At 70.3% G+C, this 17,328-nt stretch carries 19 protein-coding genes; 8 read left to right on the top strand and 11 right to left on the bottom strand.

What is annotated here, in order from left to right; all coding sequences use genetic code 11:
* The 5 genes from AC1HIL_RS31215 to AC1HIL_RS31195 form a co-directional block, all read right to left on the bottom strand.
* On the bottom strand, positions 1 to 501 hold the full coding sequence (locus tag AC1HIL_RS31215; RefSeq protein ID WP_057596449.1) for a MarR family winged helix-turn-helix transcriptional regulator: 501 nt from the start codon (positions 499 to 501) through the stop codon (positions 1 to 3).
* Positions 502 to 574: 73 nt separating this feature from the next.
* On the bottom strand, positions 575 to 1,570 hold the full coding sequence (locus tag AC1HIL_RS31210) for a Bug family tripartite tricarboxylate transporter substrate binding protein (RefSeq protein ID WP_093347478.1): 996 nt from the start codon (positions 1,568 to 1,570) through the stop codon (positions 575 to 577).
* Between the two features lie 29 nt (positions 1,571 to 1,599).
* The gene (locus AC1HIL_RS31205; protein ID WP_422095956.1) at positions 1,600 to 2,364 is read right to left on the bottom strand and encodes an SDR family NAD(P)-dependent oxidoreductase; all 765 of its coding nucleotides are present in this window, start codon (positions 2,362 to 2,364) and stop codon (positions 1,600 to 1,602) included.
* 29 nt (positions 2,365 to 2,393) lie between these two features.
* On the bottom strand, positions 2,394 to 4,253 hold the full coding sequence (locus tag AC1HIL_RS31200) for a feruloyl-CoA synthase (RefSeq protein ID WP_479670797.1): 1,860 nt from the start codon (positions 4,251 to 4,253) through the stop codon (positions 2,394 to 2,396).
* A gap of 48 nt (positions 4,254 to 4,301) precedes the next feature.
* On the bottom strand, positions 4,302 to 5,075 hold the full coding sequence (locus AC1HIL_RS31195) for a crotonase/enoyl-CoA hydratase family protein (RefSeq protein ID WP_057596453.1): 774 nt from the start codon (positions 5,073 to 5,075) through the stop codon (positions 4,302 to 4,304).
* Between the two features lie 103 nt (positions 5,076 to 5,178).
* On the opposite strand from AC1HIL_RS31195, the gene AC1HIL_RS31190 reads away from it, so the two are divergent.
* On the top strand, positions 5,179 to 6,057 hold the full coding sequence (locus AC1HIL_RS31190; protein WP_479670796.1) for an amidohydrolase family protein: 879 nt from the start codon (positions 5,179 to 5,181) through the stop codon (positions 6,055 to 6,057).
* Here AC1HIL_RS31190 and AC1HIL_RS31185 read toward each other — a convergent pair whose 3' ends face one another.
* Positions 6,058 to 6,945, bottom strand: a complete 888-nt coding sequence (locus tag AC1HIL_RS31185) for a MurR/RpiR family transcriptional regulator (RefSeq protein ID WP_057596455.1) — start codon at positions 6,943 to 6,945, stop codon at positions 6,058 to 6,060.
* Positions 6,946 to 7,079: 134 nt separating this feature from the next.
* On the opposite strand from AC1HIL_RS31185, the gene AC1HIL_RS31180 reads away from it, so the two are divergent.
* Entirely contained in the window at positions 7,080 to 8,075 is a 996-nt protein-coding gene (locus AC1HIL_RS31180) for a Bug family tripartite tricarboxylate transporter substrate binding protein (protein WP_057596456.1), read from the top strand.
* A complete protein-coding gene (locus AC1HIL_RS31175; protein WP_479670795.1) occupies positions 8,072 to 9,022 on the top strand; it encodes a M14 family metallopeptidase in 951 nt (316 codons plus the stop codon). Before AC1HIL_RS31180 ends, AC1HIL_RS31175 begins: the two co-directional genes overlap by 4 nt.
* On the opposite strand, the gene kefC is transcribed toward AC1HIL_RS31175, so the two are convergent.
* On the bottom strand, positions 9,019 to 10,869 hold the full coding sequence (gene kefC / locus AC1HIL_RS31170) for a glutathione-regulated potassium-efflux system protein KefC (protein ID WP_057596458.1): 1,851 nt from the start codon (positions 10,867 to 10,869) through the stop codon (positions 9,019 to 9,021). The two genes, AC1HIL_RS31175 and kefC, sit on opposite strands and share 4 nt — an antisense overlap.
* Positions 10,870 to 11,586 carry a glutathione-regulated potassium-efflux system oxidoreductase KefF gene (gene kefF / locus AC1HIL_RS31165; RefSeq protein WP_479670794.1) on the bottom strand — a complete coding sequence of 239 codons (717 nt, stop codon included), beginning with the start codon at positions 11,584 to 11,586 and terminating at the stop codon, positions 10,870 to 10,872. It lies immediately after the preceding gene.
* 79 nt (positions 11,587 to 11,665) lie between these two features.
* Between kefF and AC1HIL_RS31160 the strand changes: the two genes are divergently transcribed.
* Positions 11,666 to 12,286: a ParA family protein gene (locus tag AC1HIL_RS31160; protein ID WP_261213484.1), complete on the top strand. Its 621-nt coding sequence runs from the start codon at positions 11,666 to 11,668 to the stop codon at positions 12,284 to 12,286.
* Positions 12,287 to 12,380: 94 nt separating this feature from the next.
* The gene (locus AC1HIL_RS31155; protein ID WP_172705582.1) at positions 12,381 to 12,842 is read left to right on the top strand and encodes a MaoC family dehydratase; all 462 of its coding nucleotides are present in this window, start codon (positions 12,381 to 12,383) and stop codon (positions 12,840 to 12,842) included.
* 21 nt (positions 12,843 to 12,863) lie between these two features.
* On the opposite strand, the gene AC1HIL_RS31150 is transcribed toward AC1HIL_RS31155, so the two are convergent.
* From AC1HIL_RS31150 to AC1HIL_RS31140, 3 genes are all read right to left on the bottom strand, one after another.
* A complete protein-coding gene (locus tag AC1HIL_RS31150) occupies positions 12,864 to 13,157 on the bottom strand; it encodes a DUF4148 domain-containing protein (protein WP_479670793.1) in 294 nt (97 codons plus the stop codon).
* A gap of 131 nt (positions 13,158 to 13,288) precedes the next feature.
* Positions 13,289 to 13,750 (bottom strand): tRNA (uridine(34)/cytosine(34)/5-carboxymethylaminomethyluridine(34)-2'-O)-methyltransferase TrmL, encoded by a 462-nt coding sequence (gene trmL, locus AC1HIL_RS31145; RefSeq protein ID WP_261213487.1) that lies wholly within the window; start codon positions 13,748 to 13,750, stop codon positions 13,289 to 13,291.
* Positions 13,751 to 13,769: 19 nt separating this feature from the next.
* Positions 13,770 to 14,486: a ComF family protein gene (locus AC1HIL_RS31140; RefSeq protein WP_479670792.1), complete on the bottom strand. Its 717-nt coding sequence runs from the start codon at positions 14,484 to 14,486 to the stop codon at positions 13,770 to 13,772.
* A gap of 23 nt (positions 14,487 to 14,509) precedes the next feature.
* Between AC1HIL_RS31140 and AC1HIL_RS31135 the strand changes: the two genes are divergently transcribed.
* The 3 genes from AC1HIL_RS31135 to coxB all read left to right on the top strand — a co-directional run bounded on the left by AC1HIL_RS31135 (position 14,510) and on the right by coxB (position 17,315).
* Positions 14,510 to 15,427: a methyltransferase domain-containing protein gene (locus AC1HIL_RS31135; protein ID WP_479670791.1), complete on the top strand. Its 918-nt coding sequence runs from the start codon at positions 14,510 to 14,512 to the stop codon at positions 15,425 to 15,427.
* A gap of 178 nt (positions 15,428 to 15,605) precedes the next feature.
* Entirely contained in the window at positions 15,606 to 16,082 is a 477-nt protein-coding gene (locus AC1HIL_RS31130; RefSeq protein WP_057596472.1) for a DUF2244 domain-containing protein, read from the top strand.
* A gap of 60 nt (positions 16,083 to 16,142) precedes the next feature.
* Positions 16,143 to 17,315, top strand: coding sequence for a cytochrome c oxidase subunit II (coxB, locus tag AC1HIL_RS31125; protein WP_261213491.1), 1,173 nt, complete (start codon positions 16,143 to 16,145; stop codon positions 17,313 to 17,315).
* Positions 17,316 to 17,328 lie beyond the last annotated feature (13 nt).

The raw sequence follows: 17,328 nt of genomic DNA, 5'->3' as shown, positions 1-17,328 counted from the left end.
TCAGAGATAGACCTTCTGCAGCAGCTTGATCAGCGTCTCGCGCTCGCGCGCGCTGAGCCGCGCGCTGGCATCGAGCTCGAGCTGGATCACGGCCTGCTCGGCCTCGCGCACCAGCGCCTCGCCGGCCGGCGTGAGATGCAGGCCGACCGCGCGGCCGTCGTGCGGATGCGGCTTGCGCTCGATCAGCGCGCGCGCGTCGAGCTCGGCCACCAGGCTCACGAGGTTGGGCGGCAGGATGTCGAGCGTGCTGCAGATCTGGCGCGAGGTGGCGCCCGGGTTGTGCGCCAGCAGCGAGAGCACCGAGAAGTCGATCTGCTTGAGCTTGAAGGCGGCCATGCGCTTGGCGAACAGCGCGCTCACCACCAGCCAGGCGCGGCGCGCGTTGTAGCCGACCAGGGTCTCGAGCACGCGCGCGTCGAGGCGGTCCGTCCTGCCGAGCGGCGCGGCGGCCGCGTCGCTCTTCGCGCCCTTGGGGTTGGCGGATTTCGGGGAGGTGGGCATGCCGCAAGCGTAACCGCGAGCGGGGCCCCGAAGGGCCGGGCCGGTGGCGACTTGGCGACAGCCCGGCGCCGGCTCAGGACTCCGCGGTGAAGCCGATCTTCTTCACCAGCGGGCCCCAGCGCTCGTATTCGGACTGCAGCGACCGGCGCATCTCCTCGGGCGTGGAGCCCTGCGCGATCAGGCCCACCGACAGCAGGCCGTCGGCCACGGCCTTGTCCTTGAGCGCGGCCTGGATCGCGCCGCTCGCGGCGGCGATCACCGGCGCGGGCGTCTTCGCGGGCGCGAAGAAGCCGAACCACTCGTCGGCCACCAGCTCGGGGAAGCCCTGCTCGGCGAAGGTCGGCACCTCGGGCAGGTAGGCGGCGCGCTGGGCGCCCGAGGTGGCGAGCACGCGCAGCTTGTTGGCCTTGACGAAGGGCAGGTAGTCGCCGCTGGGCGTGAGGCTCGAGGCGATCTGGCCGCCCACCACGTCGTTGACCGCCGGCAGCGAGCCGCGGTAGGGCACGTGGCGCAGGTCGGCGCCGCTGTTGAGGCCCAGCAGCGCGCCGAGGAAGTGCGGCGTCGAGCCCGCGCCCGGCGAGCCGTAGCTGGCCTGGCCCGGGTTGGCCTTGGCCCAGGCCACGTAGTCCTTCAGCGTCTTCACGCTGGCCGGCACCATCGGGCCGACCGCCAGGCCGTGCGTCATCACCGCGCCGATCGAGACCGGCGCGAAGTCGGCCAGGCCGTAGCTCAGCTTGCTGTAGATGTAGGGATAGGTCGACAGCGCCGAGGCCTGCGAGAGCGCGAGCACCGAGCCGTCGGCCGGCGCGCTCTTGAGCGAGTCGAGCGCGATGCGCCCGCCCGCGCCGGGCTTGTTCTCGACCACGGGGTTGAGCTTCGTGAAGTCGGTGCCGCCGAGCTTGTCGGCCACGCGGCGGGCCACGCTGTCGCCCGCGCTGCCGGCCGGGAAGCCGTAGTAGATCTTCACCTGCTGGGCGACGATCTCGGCCAGCGCGGCCAGGGGATGCTGCAGGGCGCCGAGCGCGGCTGCGCCGCCGAGCGCCGTCACGAACTGACGTCGGTTGGTCATGGTCTTGTCTCCGGTGGTGTTGCTGGGGCTTATCGCGGCGCCATGCGCAGTGCGCCGTCGAGGCGGATCACCTCGCCGTTGAGGTGGCCGTTGGTCACGACGTGGCAGGCCAGCTCGGCGAATTCCGAGGGCTGGCCCAGCCGCGGCGGGAACGGGATCGAGGCCGCGAGCGACTGCTGCACCGGCTCGGGCAGCTCGAGCAGCAGCGGCGTGGCGAACAGCCCGGGCGCGACGGTGCAGACGCGGATCGCGTGCTGCGCGAGGTCGCGCGCCATCGGCAGGGTCATGCCGACCAGCCCACCCTTTGAGGCGCTGTAGGCCTGCTGGCCGACCTGGCCGTCGAAGGCCGCGACCGAGGCGGTGAACAGCATCACGCCCTTCTCGCCGTTGGCGAGCGCCGCTAGCTTCGCGCAGCGCGCGGCGAACAGGCGCGCCATGTTGTAGCTGCCGATCAGGTTGACGTTGACCACGCGCACGAAGTCCTCGAGCGGCGCCGGGTTGCCGTCCTTGCCGACGATGCGCTTCGCGCTGCCGATGCCGGCCACGTTCATCAGGATGCGCGCCGGGCCATGCGCCGCCTCGGCCCGGTCGAGCGCGGCGCTCACGCTCGCGGCATCGGTGATGTCGCAGGCGCAGGCGATGCCGCCGATCTGGTCCGCGACCTTCGCGGCCAGCTCGGCATTGCGGTCGAGCAGCGCTACCTTCGCGCCCAGGCGCGCGAGTTCGCGCGCGGTGGCCTCGCCGAGGCCCGATGCGCCGCCGGTCACGAGCGCGGCCTGTCCTTCGATCTTCATGGGTTCGTCTCCAGAGATGGGAAAAAGCGTCAGCGCGGCCGCAAGGTGAAGGGCAGCGTGCCGTCGTGCAGCGCCTCGACCAGCGCGGCGCGGTGCTTGAGCACGGCGCGCTGGTTGATCGAGCCCTTGTCGGTGACCTCGCCCTTGTCGATCGAGGGCGGCTCGCTCATCAGGTGCAGCCGCGCGATGCGGTTGGCGCTGCCGGTGCTCGCGGCCGCGAGCTGGTCCAGCACCTGCTGGAAGTGCGCCTGCACCGGCGCGCTCTCGAGCACCTGCCGCATGCTCGCGCCGGCGTCGAGGCCCGCGAGCTGGCGCACCTTCTGCGTAGGAAAGACCAGCGCGCCGACCTCCTTGAGGTTGATGCCGGTCAGCACCGCGTCCTGCACATAGGGCGAGCCGGCCGTCGCGATCTTCGCGCGCAGCGGGCCCACGCTCACGAAGGTGCCGGTGGCGAGCTTGAAGTCCTCGGCGATGCGGCCGTCGAAGCGCAGGCCGCGGTGGATGTCGGCGTCGTCGATCCACTTGACCGCGTCGCCGGTCGAGAAGAAGCCTTCCTCGTCGAAGGCCTCGGCCGTGGCCTCGGGCGCGCGCCAGTAGCCGGGCGTGATGTTGGGGCCGCGATAGCGCACCTCGGTCTTGCCGTCGACCTCGATCAGCTTGAGCTCGATGCCCGCCGCGGGCAGGCCGACGTCGCCCGACTTCACGTCGGGGCCGGTCACGTAGAGCGCGAACGGGCCCGATTCGGTCATGCCCAGGCCGGTGCCCATGACGATGCGCTCGCCGACCTCGGCCTCCTGCGTGCGGTGCAGGCTGTCCCAGACCGGCTGCGACAGCGCCGCGCCCGAGTAGAAGAACATCTTCACGCGCGACAGCAGGTTGCGCCGCAGCATCGGGTCGGTCTCCATCGCCTGCGCGATCGCCTCGAAGCCGGTCGGCACGTTGAAGTAGATGGTGGGCGCGATCTCGCGCAGGTTGCGCAGCGTCTCGGCCATGCCGGTGGCCGTGGGCTTGCCCTCGTCGATGTAGAGCGTGCCGCCGTTGTCGAGCACGATGCCCACGTTGTGGTTGCCGCCGAAGGTGTGGTTCCACGGCAGCCAGTCGACCAGCACCGGCGGCTCGTCGCCCAGCGCCGGGATCGACTGGCGCAGCTGCTGCTGGTTGGCGCACCACATGCGGTGCGTGTTGACCACCGCCTTGGGCATCTTGGTCGAGCCCGAGGTGAACAGGAACTTGGTGATGGTGTCGGGGCCGGTGGCCTGCATCGCGGCGTCGATGGCCGGCGTGGGCACCGTCGCCGCGAGCGCGTCGAACGAGGTGGTGGCGCGCCCGGGCAGCTCGCCTTCGGCCAGCACGATCTCGACGCCGGCATCGGCCGGCAGCGTGGCCTCGATCGCGCGGGCATAGCGCGCGGCGTCGGCCGCGAACACCAGGCCCGGCGTGAGCGTGGCCAGCACGTGGCGCAGCTTGTCGAAATCCTGGCTCACGAGCGAGTAGGGCGGCGAGACCGGGCAATAGGGCACGCCCGCGTAGAGGCAGCCGAGCGCGAGCAGCGCGTGCTCGATGCCGTTCTCGCTGAGGATGGCCACCGGGCGCTCGGCATCGAGGCCGCGCGCGAGCAGGGCCTGGCCGATCGCGCGCGCCTTGTGCAGCGTCTCGGCATAGCTCACGCGCAGCCAGTCGCCGGTGCCGCCGTCGGCCAGCCGCGCGCGGCGCGCGATGAAGGTGCGTTCGGGCGCGGCCTCGGCCCAGTGGTGCAGCCGGTCGGTCATGCGCTCGCGGTAGGGGCGAAGCGGCGTTTCCGCGCGCAGGTACTGCGTGCCCGGCGCGCCGTCGCGCAGCAGCGCGCGCGTGACGCCGAAGGCGAGCGGTCGGTATTGGATGGCCGTCATCGGGGCGCCCGTGCGTGAGTGGATCGGTGAATGAATGAAGGAAGGGCCTCAGCCCTTGCTGACCTTGGCGCCGCGGCCTTCGAGGAAGTCGCGCACGCGCTGCTTGGCCTCGGGCGCGGCCTGCACGATGCCGGACATCAGCGCCTCGGTGAAGAAGCCGTGGTCGGCCGGCTGCTCGGCGATGCGCGGCAGCGCGTGCATCAGCGCGTAGTTGGTGAGCGGCGCGTTGGTGGCCACGCGCTTCGCGAGCTCGAAGGCCTTGTCGAAGGCCGTGCCCTCGTCGACCAGGTACTGCGCGAAGTTGGCGCGCTCGCCTTCCTCGGCGTTGTAGACGCGGCCGGTCATCATCATGTCGGTCATGCGCGCCACGCCGATCAGCCGGGGGATGCGCACCGAGCCGCCGCCGCCCACGAAGATGCCGCGCGAGCCCTCGGGCAGCGCATAGAAGGTGCTGCGGTCGGCCACGCGGATGTGGCAGGCGCTCGCGAGCTCGAGCCCGCCGCCGACCACCGCGCCGTGCAGCGCGGCGATCACAGGCACCGGGCCCTTCTCGATGCAGTCCAGCGCCGCATGCCACAGGCGCGAATGGGCGAGGCCCTGGCCCGCGTCGCGCTCCTTGAGTTCGCTCAGGTCGAGGCCGGCGCAGAAGTGCGGGCCCTCGCCGTCGATCACGGCCGCGCCCACGCTGGCGGGCAGGTTCTGGAAGGCATCGCGCAGCGCGAGGATCAGGCCATCCGACAGCGCGTTGCGCTTGGCGCCGCGCGTCAGGCGAATGATGGCGACGTCGTCGCGGAGTTCGATGTGGAGGTCGGAAGAGGTCATGTTGCGTTCGGGATTGAAGCGGATTATGGTTATGTGAAATAATCAATTCAAGGCATTCGACGATGCCGCGGACTAGGGACTTTCCCGTAAAGGAGACGATGAAGTGGACCACCAGAACCTGATCGCGATCGATATCCACACCCATGCCGAGGTGAGCTGCTGGAACCCGTTCGACAACTACGGCGAGGAGTACGACCGCGCGGCCGACAAGTACTTCGGCTCGAACCGCCGCCCGACGATCGAGGAGACGGTGGCCTACTACCGCGAGCGCAAGCTGGGGCTGGTGATGTTCATGGTCGACGCCGAGTCGAACATGGGCCGGCGGCGCATCCCGAACGAGGAGATCGCCGAGGCGGCGCAGAAGAACGCCGACATGATGATCGCCTTCGCGAGCATCGATCCGCACAAGGGAAAGATGGGCGCGCGCGAGGCGCGGCGGCTGATCGAGGAGCACGGTGTCAAGGGCTTCAAGTTCCACCCGACGGTGCAGGCCTTCCATCCCTACGACCGCATGGCCTGGCCGCTCTACGAGGTGGTGGCCGAGTACGGCATGCCCGCCATCTTCCACACCGGCCACAGCGGCATCGGCTCGGGCATGCGCTGCGGCGGCGGCCTGCGGCTCGAGTACAGCAACCCGATGCACCTGGACGACGTGGCGATCGCCTTCCCCGACATGCAGATCGTGATGGCCCACCCCAGCTTCCCCTGGCAGGACGAGGCGCTGAGCGTGGCCACGCACAAGCCCAACGTCTGGATCGACCTCTCGGGCTGGAGCCCCAAGTACTTTCCGAAGCAGCTGGTGCAGTACTCCAACACGCTGCTGAAGGACCGCGTGCTGTTCGGCAGCGACTACCCGCTGATCACGCCCGAGCGCTGGATGAAGGACTTCGAGGTCGCGGGCTTCAAGCCCGAGGTGATGCCGGGCATCTTGAAGGGCAACGCGGTGCGGCTGCTGCGGCTCGAGACCGCTGCCGCGGCCTGATCAGTCCGCCTTGCGCGCCGGGCCCGCCGGCGCGGCGGCGTCGTTCCAGTGCTGTTCCCACAGGGCGTCGCCGCGTTCGAGCGCGGCGCCCAGCTCCTTCCTGCGCCGCTGCACGACCGCGGTGACCAGCGCATTGCCGAGCGAGAAGGCGGCCGTGTAGGAATCGAAGGGCGAGGCGCTCGAGGTGCGCACCAGCATCAGGTGGTCGGCCGAGGCGGCCGCGGCCGCCGAGGGGCTGTCGGTGATCACGATCACCTTCGCGCCGCGTTCGCGGAAGTAGGCCGCCGCGCGCGCCGTGGCCAGCGAGTGGCGCCTGAAGGTGACGGCCAGCAGCACGTCGTTCTCGCCGACCCACAACAACTGGTCCTCGAGCGGCAGCGCCGCCGTGCCGGCCAGCGGCCGCACCTCGGGCAGGCACAGGTTCAGGTGCAGCGCCAGGTGGCCCGCGATGGCGGCGGCATGCCGGTGGCCCAGCACGTGCACGCGCGCCTTGCGCTGCACCAGCAGCCGCACGGCGGCCTCGAAGGCCACGGGATCGATGGCCGCGAAGGTCGAGCTCAGGTTGTGCTGGTCGTGCAGCAGCGCGTTGGCCAGGCAGGTGCGCACCGAGGCGTCGTCGACGATCACGGCATCGGCGCGCGTGGCGGGCGAGGCCAGCCGCGCCGTGACCTCGGAGCGGGCCTCGAGCTGCGCTTCCGCGTAGCTGGGATAGCCGAGCTTGGCGAGCAGCCGCACCACGGTCGAGGCGCTGGTGCCCACCTTCTTTGCAAGGCTCGTTGCAGATTCGAGCAGGCCCTGGGGATAGCGCGTCTGCAGTTCCTCGATCAGCCGCTGCTCGCTCTTGGTGAGCTTGCGGCCGTAGCCCGAGATGCGTTGGTTGAGGTTCATGGTCGCCGGGCATTCTGCCCGCGCAGGGGTCGCGATGGGCTTCGATTTTGCAATGGTTATTGCAAAAATGTGACGACCTTGCAAGAATGCACGCACATTCAGGCCCCATCCCTTCCCGATTCCAGGACGCTTCCATGACCTTCCCCCTTTCCGCCTCCGCGCTGCGCCGCCGCACCTTCCTGGGCGCGGGTCTCGCGGCCGCGCTGCCGCTGGCGGCGCATGCGCAGGCCTATCCGTCGCGTCCGGTCACGCTGGTGGTGCCGTTTCCGGCCGGCGGCTCGGTGGATCTGATCGCGCGGCTCTACGCCGATCCGCTCGCCAAGGCGCTGGGCGCGCCGGTGGTGATCGACAACCGCGGCGGCGCGGGCGGCTCGATCGCCAGCGCGCAGGTGGCGCGCGCCAAGCCCGACGGCTACACGCTGGTGGTCTCGTCGCAGAGCTCGCACCTCGCGAATCCGCTCACGCAGGCCAACCCCGGCTACGACCCGATCAAGGACTTCGCCTCCATCAGCCAGCTCGCGCGCTCGATCAACGTGCTGCTGGTGAACCCGGCCGTGCCCGCGAAGAACTTCAAGGAATTCGTCGCGCTGCTGAAGGCCCGCCCCGGCGAGCTCAACTTCTGCAGCGCCGGGCCCGGCAGCATGGGCCAGCTCAACGTCGAGCTGATGAAGTCGCAGCTGCAGCTCAATGCCACGCACGTGCCGTACCGCGGCGGCGGGCCGCTGGTCACGGCGCTGATCTCGAACGAGGTGCAGTTCGGCCTCGACAACCTCGCGCCCTTCCTGCCGCACATCCAGGCCGGCAAGCTGCGCGCGCTCGCGGTGGCCGCGCCGGCGCGCGTCGCGGCGCTGCCCGACGTGCCGACCTTCGCGGAGCTCGGCTATCCGGTGCTCAACACCACCTCGTGGATCGGCCTGGCCGCGCCCGCGAAGACGCCGGGCGACGTGATCGCCACCCTGCACAAGGCCGTGCGCTCGGTGGCCGACCAGCCTTCCATGGTCGAGGCGCTGGAGTCGCGTGGTTCGCTCACGCCCGAGCAGCAGTCGCCCGCACAGTTCACGGCCATGATGTCGGAGCGTCTCGCGCTGTACGGCGAGATGGTGAAGCGCGCGGGGATCCGCGGCGAATGAGCGCGTCCTCGTTCACCCCCGACACCGCGCCGCTCGAGGTGCTGCCGCGCGACCTCTCGGCCTACCGCGCGGGCAACACCGGCATCGACTACGTCCATCGTTTCGAATCGGGCCGGCCCGGCCTGCATGTGCTGGTCAATGCGCTGACGCATGGCAACGAGATCTGCGGCATGGTGGCGGCGACCGACCTGCTCGACCGCGGCGTGCGCCCGAAGATCGGCACGCTGACCGTGAGCTTCGCCAACGTCGAAGCCTACGAGGCCTTCGACATCGAGCGGCCCTACGAGAACCGCCAGCTGGTGCACAACCTCAACCGCATCTGGACGCCGGCGCTGCTCGACGGCAACGAGGACAGCCCCGAGCTGCGCCGCGCGCGCGAGCTGCGGCCGGTGCTCGATGCGGCCGACTACGTGCTCGACATCCATTCGACGCGCGCGCCGGTGCAGCCCTTCTGGGTCTATCCGGAGCTCGAGCGCAATGCGCGGCTGGCGCTGGCCGTGGGCGCGCCGCTGGTGCACCTGGTGATGCCCGCGGGCGCGGCGCCGGGCACCGGCGTGATCGGCTACGGCCGCCACGGTGAAGTCGAGGGAAATGGCGCAGCCGTCGTGGTGGAGTGCGGCCAGCACTTCAGCCGCTCGGCCGCCGAGCTCGCGGTCGACGTGACGCAGCGTTTTCTCGCGCATCTCGGGCTGGTCGATCCGGTGGCCCCGCAGGCGCCCGCTGCGCCCGCGCGCCGCTTCCGCCTGCTCGAGGTGCACATGGTGAAGACCGAGAGCTTCGCCTTCACGCGGCCGCTGCTGGGCTTCGAGACCTTCGACCGGGGCGAGCTGATCGCGGTCGACGCGGGGCAGGAGATCCGCTCGCCCTGCGACGGCTGCACGGTCTTCATGCCCACGCGCGCGGCGCTGGTGGGCCGCGAGGGCGTGTACCTGACGGTGCCGGTCTAAGGCACCCGCTCCTCGTCCTCCTCCTGCCGGTCCCAGTCGTTCCCGGCGCGCCGCTTGCGCTCCTCGCGCTCGCGCGCCATCTGCTCCTCGAACTGCTGGCGGCCCGCCTTGTTGACCGCGATCAGCTTCGCGCGGTCCTTGTAGTGCGGGTAGATCTCGTCGGTGAGCTTGAGGTTGCGCTCGCGGAAACGCATGCTCGATTCGCGCGCCTCGTGCGCGGGCCAGCCCAGCACCTCGAGCACCGAGCGCGCGCTGCGCAGCGAGGACTCGAAGACCTCGCGCTCGACCAGCGTCACGCCGCGGTCGCGCAGCTGGAACAGGTGGCTCACGTTGCGCGCCCGCGCGATGATCCGCGTCTGCGGGAAGTTCTCGCGGAACAGGTCGACGATCTCCAGCGACTGCTCGATGTCGTCGACCGCCACCACCACCGCCTTGGCCGTGCCGGCGCCCGCGGTGCGCAGCAGGTCGAGGCGCGTGGCATCGCCGTAGAACACACGGAAGCCGAATTCGCGCAGGCCCTCGACGTTGTCGGCATCGTGGTCGAGCACCGTCACCTGCAGTCCCTGCGACATCAGCATGCGGCCCACGATCTGGCCGTAGCGGCCGAAGCCGCAGATCAGCACCTTGGCGTCCTGCTGCTCCGAGATCTCCTCGAGCTGCGGCCCGCCGGAGCGGCTGTAGCGCGGCAGCAGGTAGCGGTCGAGCAGCACCAGCAGGAGCGGCGACAGCAGCATCGACAGCGCGACCGCGCCGATCAGCAGCGAGGTGACCTGCGGCGGCAGCACGTCGGGCCCGGCCGACTGGAACACCACGAAGGCGAATTCGCCGCCCTGCGCCAGCAGCAGCGTGAACACCGGGCGCTCCTGGTAGGCCAGCCCCATCGCCTTGGCCAGCGCGTAGATCACCACCAGCTTGATGGCCATGAAGCCGACCACCAGCATCGCCATGATCCAGGGGCTCGCGAGCAGCACGCCGAAATCGATCGTCATGCCCACGGCGATGAAGAACAGCCCGAGCAAGAGGCCCTTGAAGGGCTCGATGTCGGTCTCGAGCTCGCGCCGGTATTCGCTCTCGGCCAGCAGCACGCCCGCGAGGAAGGCGCCCAGCGCCATCGACAGGCCGACGAACTGCATCAGCGCCGCGATCGCCACCACCAGCAGCAGCGCGGCGGCGGTGAAGATCTCGGGCGTGTCGCTGCGCGCAATCCAGCGCAGCACCGGGCGCAGCGCGAGCCGGCCGCCGAGCACGATGCCGCCGATCACGCCGAAGATCTTCAGGCCCTCGAGCAGGCGGTCGAGGCCGCCCATCGACTGCTCGGCCGCGGTGGCGCCGGCCAGCAGCGGCAGGATGGCGAGGATCGGGATCGCCGCGACGTCCTGGAACAGCAGGATCGAGAAGCCGGCCTGGCCGCTCGGCGTGCGCAGCAGGTTGCGTTCGCCGAACACCTGCAGAGCGATCGCGGTCGAGGACAGCGCCAGCCCCAGCGCCGCCACCAGCGACACGCGCCAGGGCGCGCCGACCGCGCAGCCGATGGCGAACAGCACCGCGGCGCAGCTGAGCACCTGCGCCGTGCCCCAACCGAAGATCGGCCGGCGCAGGTTCCACAGCCGTTTGGGCTCGAGCTCGAGGCCGACCAGGAACAACATCAGCACCACGCCGAACTCGGCGAAGTGCAGCACGTCCTCCACGCGCGACACCAGCCCCAGCCCCCACGGGCCGATGGCGATGCCGGCCACCAGGTAGCCGATGATGGAACCGAGGCCCAGGGCCTTGGACAGCGGCACCACCAGCACGGCGGCGCTCAGGTAGATCAGGCTGTTGGTCAGCCAGGCGGGCGCGTGCTCCATTCAGGCGCTCCCGCCGGTCGTGGCGGCCAGCCGGCGGCTCATGGTGGTGTGGAACACCCGCTCGACCACCTTGCCGATGTCGTCCGATTCGGCCGGCCGGTCGCTCTCTGGCACCGGGCAGGCCACGCAGGCGTCGAGCTCGTCCATCTCGGGCCAGTCGGGGTAGCTGCCCAGGCGCTGGGCGAAGACCTCGACATGCGCGGCCACCTCGGCCTCGGGGGCGCTGCGCGCGCCATGGGAGATCAGCGGCGGCAGGAAGCGCATGCCGCACAGCGCGGCGGTCTGCTCGTAGGGCGGCAGGAAGGCGTCGAAGAAATAGCGGTGGTAACCCTGCGGGTGGTAGCTGCTCTCGGGGCTGCCGGTGGTGGCGACCAGCCACAGGTCCTTGCCTTGCAGCGCGATGCCCTCCGGCCCGTAGGCCCAGCCGTAGGCCAGCACCTCGTCGACCCAGAGCTTCTGCAGCGCCGGCATCGAATACCACTGGATCGGGTGCAGCAGCACCACCAGCTGGGCGCGCTCGAGGCGCCGCTGCTCGGCCTCGACGTCGATCGCGTAGTCGGGGTAGGTGCCGTAGAGGTCGTTGACATCGACGCCCGGCACCGCGCGCGCCGCGGCCAGCAGCCGGCGGTTCACGCGCGAATCGCGCCAGTGCGGATGGGCGGCGAGCACGTAGGTGCCTCCGCCCTGAGGGGTTCCCGTGGATGTTGTTGTCGTCATCCCGCGAACATAGCGCAGTCCCGGGATTTTGGGCGCCAGCCACTACCATGGCGGACTGTCCCTTCTGGAGGAGATTTCCATGCCGGTGGTTCTGGTCGCCAATCCCAAGGGTGGCGTTGGCAAATCCACGCTCGCGACGAACATCGCGGGCTACTTTGCAAGCCGCGGCCACGCCGTGATGCTCGGCGACGTGGATCGCCAGCAGTCCTCCCGGCTCTGGCTCGGGCTGCGCCCGCCGCAGGCGCGGACCATCTCGACCTGGGACGCCACCGAGGACAACAGCGTGGTGCGCCCGCCGCGCGGCACCACCCATGCGGTGCTCGACACGCCGGCCGGCCTGCACGGCTGGCGCTTCAAGGACGTGATCGGGCTGGCCGACAAGCTCATCGTGCCGCTGCAGCCGAGCATCTTCGACATCTACGCCACGCGCGAATTCATCGACCGGCTGCTCGAGCAGCGCCGCGCCGAGAAGACGCAGATCGGCCTGGTCGGCATGCGCGTCAACGCCCGCACGCTGGCGGCCGACCGGCTCAACGAATTCATCGCGGGGCTGGGCGTGCCGGTGGTCGGCGAGCTGCGCGACACGCAGAACTACGTGCAGCTCGCGGCGCGCGGACTCACCGTGTTCGACATCGCGCCGGGACGGGTGCAGCGCGACCTCGAGCAATGGCAGCCGATCTGCCAATGGCTCGAAAGCTGAGCCGCCGCGTGCCTGGGCGCCCCAGGTATTCCCTGAGGCCGCTTGTCGCGGTGCCGACACCCGCGGCCGCGGCCTTGCCGCTAGAGTGCGGCGCATGACCAAGAAGACCTTCCAGACCCTTCAGGATCTGGCCGCCTGCGTCGGCCAGGAAGTCGCGGTGAGCGACTGGATCACCATCACCCAGGAGCAGGTCAACCAGTTCGCCGAAGCGACCGGCGACCACCAGTGGATCCACGTCGACCTCGAACGCGCGAAGGCCGGTCCCTTCGGCGGGCCGATCGCCCACGGCTTCCTCACCCTGTCGCTGCTGCCGCGCTTCTACGAGACCGCGCTCGACGTGGTGGAGTCGCGCATGGGCGTGAACTACGGCCTGAACCGGGTGCGCTTCATGTCGCCCGTGCCGGTGGGCAAGCGGCTGCGCGCGCGCATGAAGCTGCTGACCGCCGAACCCATTGCCGACGACGGCATCCAGATGACCTGGGAAACCACCATCGAGCTCGAAGGCGCGGCCAAGCCCGCCTGCGTGGCCGAGTCGGTGGTGCGCCGCTACCGCTGACGCGGGCGGCCCCTTCTTTTCTTACATGCGGCGGTCGCTGATCTCGCCATAGGCGGCCGCGCCCTGGCGCGTGATGCCGACCGCGCTGGCGCGCACCGCGGCGCGGTCGGTCATGCCGTCGGTCGGTCGGGCCACGCCGGTGCCGCCATTGGTGATGCGCAGCGGCCGCATGGCCTGGGTCTGCACCTCGGCGCGCGACAGCGTCGACTGGAACGGCGCCGCGGGCAGCGGATTCTGTTCGCCCTGGAAGGCCTGGGCGCCATGGCTCAGGACCAGGGTGGCGAGGGCGGCGAAGGCGATGGACTTGGCTTGCATGGTGGAACTCCTCGTGCCCCGTGTGGAGCGTGGGTGGATCGGCATGCCGGAACGCATCGAGCCGGCATGCTTTCCATACGGGGGATTCCGCCGTTCGGATGCGACCCCATCGCGCGAGGGGTCGCGAAGCCTCATTTGAATCCGTTCTGCCGCCAGGCCTCGAACACCGTCACCGCCACCGCGTTCGACAGGTTCAGGCTGCGCTGGCCCTCGCGCATCGGCAGCCGCAGCCACTGCGCGGGATCGAAGCTCTCGCGGATCGCGGGCGGCAGGCCGCTGGTCTCGGAGCCGAACACCAGCCAGTCGCCGGGCGCGAAGCGGATGTCGTGCACGGCGCGGGTGCCGCGCGTGGTGAGCGCGAACAGGCGCTCGGGCGCCGGCCGTTCGCTGTCGACCAGCGCCTGCCAGCTCGCATGGCGGCGCACCTCGGCGTACTCGTGGTAGTCGAGGCCGGCGCGGCGCAGCAGCTTGTCGTCCATCGAGAAGCCCAGCGGCTCCACCAGATGCAGGGTGCAGCCGGTGTTGGCGGCCAGGCGGATCACGTTGCCGGTGTTCGGCGGAATCTCGGGGTGGACCAGGACGATATGGAACATGGCCCGATTGTCGCCACGCTCAGTGCGGCTTGCCGGTGCGCGCCAGCACGATGCCCGCGACATGCGCCGCGCCCGCGCGCCGCAGCACCTGGGCCGCGCTGAACAACGAGGCGCCGGTGGTCATCACGTCGTCGACCAGCACCACGCGCCGCCCGGCCAGCGCATCGGCGCGCAGCGGCTCGACCGCGAAGGCGCCCTGGAGGTTGCGCATGCGCTCGGCGCGCGAGAGGCCGCGCTGGGCCGGCGTCTCGCGCGTGCGCAGCAGCAGCGCGGCATCGGTCTTGCCGGGCGCGAGCCGGCGCGCCAGCTCGAGTGCCTGGTTGAAGCCGCGCTCGCGCAGCCGGCCCGGCGCGAGCGGCATCGGCAGCACGCGGTCGCAGGCATCGAGCAGCGCCGCCGCCTGCGGGATGGCGCGCAGCAGCTGCGCGAGCGGGCCGGCCCAGCCGGTGTCGCCGCGAAACTTGAAGTCGGCGACGCAGTCCGGCCAGGGCCAGGCGTAGTCGCAGGCCGCGAGGCAGGCATCGAGCGGCGGCGGGTGCACGACGCAGTCGCCGCAGCGCGCCACGCCCGCGGGCAGCGGCAGCGCGCAGGTCTGGCAGCGCGGCGCGCTGGCGGCGAAACGCGCGGCGCAAGCCTCGCACACCGGGCGCGACGGCCAGTCGCGGCACAGCGCGCACTGGCTGGGCAGCCGTGCCAACAGCGAGGTCAAAGGGCGTGCGGTCCAGCGGCTGAGCATGGGCTCAATATACTCACGCCCCCATGGCCACCGACCCCCAACGACGACCGCCGACCATCGATGCCGCGGCGGCCGCCCGCTGGCGCCGGCTGGCGCCCGCCGACGGCTCGCCCTGGCTGCACGAGGAGATCGGGCGGCGCATGGAAGACCGCCTGCAATGGATCAAGGCCAAGCCGCGCCACTGGGCCGACTGGGCGCCGCTGCGCGGCGGCCTCGAGGCGCACGAGCTGCTGGCGCGCCGCTACCGCGAGGCCGAGGCCTTCGTGATCGAGCCCGAACCGGCGCTGGCCGCCGCGACCTCGGCCGCGCTGGCCGCGCCCTGGTGGAGCGCGCGGCGCTGGCAGGGCGGCAAGCTGCGCTTCGACGGACTGCCCGAGGAGGGCGTCGACCTGCTCTGGGCCAACATGGCGCTGCACATGGCGGCCGACCCGGAGGCGCTGATCGCGCACTGGCACCGGCAGGTCGCCACCGACGGCTTCCTGATGTTCTCGTGCTTCGGCCCCGACACCCTGCGCGAACTGCGCGCCCTGCATGCGCGCCTGGGCTGGCCGGCCGCCAGTCACGAGTTCACCGACATGCACGACTGGGGCGACATGCTGGTGCATGCCGGCTTCGCCGAGCCGGTGATGGACATGGAGCGCATCGTGCTGACCTGGGCCACGCCCGAGGCCGCGCTGGCCGAGCTGCGCACGCTCGGGCGCAACCTGCATCCGGCGCGGTTCCCGGCCCTGCGCGGCCGGGCCTGGCACGCGGCCTTGCGAAAGGCGCTGCCCGAGCTCGCGCCGGCCGAGGGCGGCGAGGGCCGGATCGCGCTGACCTTCGAGATCATCTACGGCCATGCCTTCAAGCCGACCCCGCGGGTCTCGCTGTCGGCCGAGAGCGCGGTCTCGCTGCGCGAGATGCGCGCGATGCTGCAGCGCGGGCGCCCGCCGGCCCACTGAAGCCGGTTGTCGAGCGGCCCGCGCGTGCCGCATTCGGTACACGGCCGCTGGTATCTACCCGCTACAATCCGCCGTTGCGTGAAACTCGTGGGTACATGCCCGCGATCGAGGTCCGTCGGAACCCGTGGAAGACAAGGGTTCGGGCGGGCGCCGATTGACCGATTTGCTGAACTCGCCCGTGTCGAATTCCGTGTTTCGATTTGCCACCGTTTCAGGCCAGAACATCCACTGGTTCCTGAAGCGGAACTGCTCGGTGACGCCGAGCCAGCTCGGCTGGCTCTACGCTTCGCTGTGCGTGGTATCGCTCGGTATAGGCACGGTCTTCTGGCTGCATGGCGCGCCGCTCGTGCTGCCGTTCGCCTGGCTCGAACTGGCCGCCGTGGGGTTCGCGTTCATGGCCTACGCGCGGCATGCGACCGACGGCGAGAGGATCATGTTGCAGGCAGGTCGGCTCGTGGTCGAACTCGAGAACGGCGGGAGCTACGAGCGCACGGAATTTCTTCCGCACCGGGTGCGGATCGAGCCGCAGACCGGCGACCGATCGCTGATCGAGTTGTCGGGCCAGGGTCGGTCGGTCAGGGTGGGACGCTATGTGCGGCCGGAGTTGAGGGCCGCACTGGCGCGCGAGATCCGGATGGCGTTGCGCGGCGCCTGAGGGGGCTCGCGCGGTGCCGCACGGTTGGGTTTGTTGAAAATTTGAAGAAACGTGAACACGATGAAGAGCATTTGGCGCAATAAGTTCATGCCGGCGATGCTGGCGGCCGGCGCGGCTTTCAGCGGCGCGGCGCACGCAGTCAACGATCTGCCCGGCGGCCCCTCGGTGCGCCAGTTGAATCTTCCGGTCGGTGTGACCAAGATTGCGCAGGAGCAGCACTTCCTGCACACGGTGATGATGATCATCTGCACGGTGATCTTCGTGGCCGTGTTCGCGGTCATGTTCTATTCGATCTGGAAGCACCGCAAGTCGGTGGGCCACAAGGCCGCCAACTTCCATGAATCGGTGGTGGTCGAAGTCATCTGGACCATCGTTCCCTTCCTGATCGTGATCGCGATGGCGCTGCCCGCCACCAAGGTGCTGGTGGCCCAGAAGGACACCACCAATGCCGACCTCACGATCAAGACCACCGGCTACCAGTGGAAGTGGGGCTACGACTACCTGAACGGCGAAGGCGAGGGCCTGGCCTTCATCTCCACGCTCGACAGCTCGCAGCGCGCGATGTCCGACGCCGGCGCCAAGGGCGCGATCCCCGACGACTACCTGTTCAAGGTCGACAACCCCATGGTCGTGCCGGTGCAGAAGAAGGTTCGCATCATCACCACCGCCAACGACGTGATCCACGCCTTCGCGGTGCCGCAGCTCGGCATCAAGCAGGACGCGATCCCCGGCTTCGTGCGCGACACCTGGTTCCGCGCCGAGACCGTCGGCGACTACTACGGCCAGTGCCAGGAACTGTGCGGCAAGGAACACGCCTACATGCCGATCCACGTGAAGGTGGTCTCGGCCGCCGACTACACGACCTGGGTCGCCGCCAAGCGCAAGGAAGCCGCCGCCAAGCTCGACGACCCGACCAAGGTCTGGACCCTGCCCGACATGATGGCGCGCGGCGAGAAGGTCTACGCCGCCAACTGCGCGGCCTGCCACCAGGCCAACGGCAAGGGCGCGGGCCCGATCAAGGCGCTCGACGGCGACCCGAAGGTGCTCGACGCCGACCACAAGGTGCAGCTGATGGTGCTGCTCAACGGCCAGAACAACGGCGCGATGCCGTCCTGGAAGCAACTGAGCGACACCGACCTCGCGGCCGTCGCCACCTACACCAAGAACAGCTGGTCGAACAAGACGGGCCAGATCGTGCAGCCGGCCGAAGTCCTTGCCCTGCGCGGCAAGTGATCGGTTGACCGGA

Source organism: Variovorax sp. ISS6, assembly GCF_056523145.1.
Note: the sequence above shows the minus strand (reverse complement) of the source record. Positions and strands in the feature narration are given on the sequence as shown.

What these genes read in the sequence shown, in the direction of transcription:
- AC1HIL_RS31215 (WP_057596449.1), bottom strand. Translation starts at nt 501, where the DNA reads ATGCCCACCTCCCCGAAATCCGCCAACCCCAAGGGCGCGAAGAGCGAC.
- AC1HIL_RS31210 (WP_093347478.1), bottom strand. Translation starts at nt 1,570, where the DNA reads ATGACCAACCGACGTCAGTTCGTGACGGCGCTCGGCGGCGCAGCCGCG.
- AC1HIL_RS31205 (WP_422095956.1), bottom strand. Translation starts at nt 2,364, where the DNA reads ATGAAGATCGAAGGACAGGCCGCGCTCGTGACCGGCGGCGCATCGGGC.
- AC1HIL_RS31200 (WP_479670797.1), bottom strand. Translation starts at nt 4,253, where the DNA reads ATGACGGCCATCCAATACCGACCGCTCGCCTTCGGCGTCACGCGCGCG.
- AC1HIL_RS31195 (WP_057596453.1), bottom strand. Translation starts at nt 5,075, where the DNA reads ATGACCTCTTCCGACCTCCACATCGAACTCCGCGACGACGTCGCCATC.
- AC1HIL_RS31185 (WP_057596455.1), bottom strand. Translation starts at nt 6,945, where the DNA reads ATGAACCTCAACCAACGCATCTCGGGCTACGGCCGCAAGCTCACCAAG.
- AC1HIL_RS31180 (WP_057596456.1), top strand. Translation starts at nt 7,080, where the DNA reads ATGACCTTCCCCCTTTCCGCCTCCGCGCTGCGCCGCCGCACCTTCCTG.
- AC1HIL_RS31175 (WP_479670795.1), top strand. Translation starts at nt 8,072, where the DNA reads ATGAGCGCGTCCTCGTTCACCCCCGACACCGCGCCGCTCGAGGTGCTG.
- kefC (WP_057596458.1), bottom strand. Translation starts at nt 10,869, where the DNA reads ATGGAGCACGCGCCCGCCTGGCTGACCAACAGCCTGATCTACCTGAGC.
- kefF (WP_479670794.1), bottom strand. Translation starts at nt 11,586, where the DNA reads ATGACGACAACAACATCCACGGGAACCCCTCAGGGCGGAGGCACCTAC.
- AC1HIL_RS31160 (WP_261213484.1), top strand. Translation starts at nt 11,666, where the DNA reads ATGCCGGTGGTTCTGGTCGCCAATCCCAAGGGTGGCGTTGGCAAATCC.
- AC1HIL_RS31155 (WP_172705582.1), top strand. Translation starts at nt 12,381, where the DNA reads ATGACCAAGAAGACCTTCCAGACCCTTCAGGATCTGGCCGCCTGCGTC.
- AC1HIL_RS31150 (WP_479670793.1), bottom strand. Translation starts at nt 13,157, where the DNA reads ATGCAAGCCAAGTCCATCGCCTTCGCCGCCCTCGCCACCCTGGTCCTG.
- trmL (WP_261213487.1), bottom strand. Translation starts at nt 13,750, where the DNA reads ATGTTCCATATCGTCCTGGTCCACCCCGAGATTCCGCCGAACACCGGC.
- AC1HIL_RS31140 (WP_479670792.1), bottom strand. Translation starts at nt 14,486, where the DNA reads ATGCTCAGCCGCTGGACCGCACGCCCTTTGACCTCGCTGTTGGCACGG.
- AC1HIL_RS31135 (WP_479670791.1), top strand. Translation starts at nt 14,510, where the DNA reads ATGGCCACCGACCCCCAACGACGACCGCCGACCATCGATGCCGCGGCG.
- coxB (WP_261213491.1), top strand. Translation starts at nt 16,143, where the DNA reads ATGAAGAGCATTTGGCGCAATAAGTTCATGCCGGCGATGCTGGCGGCC.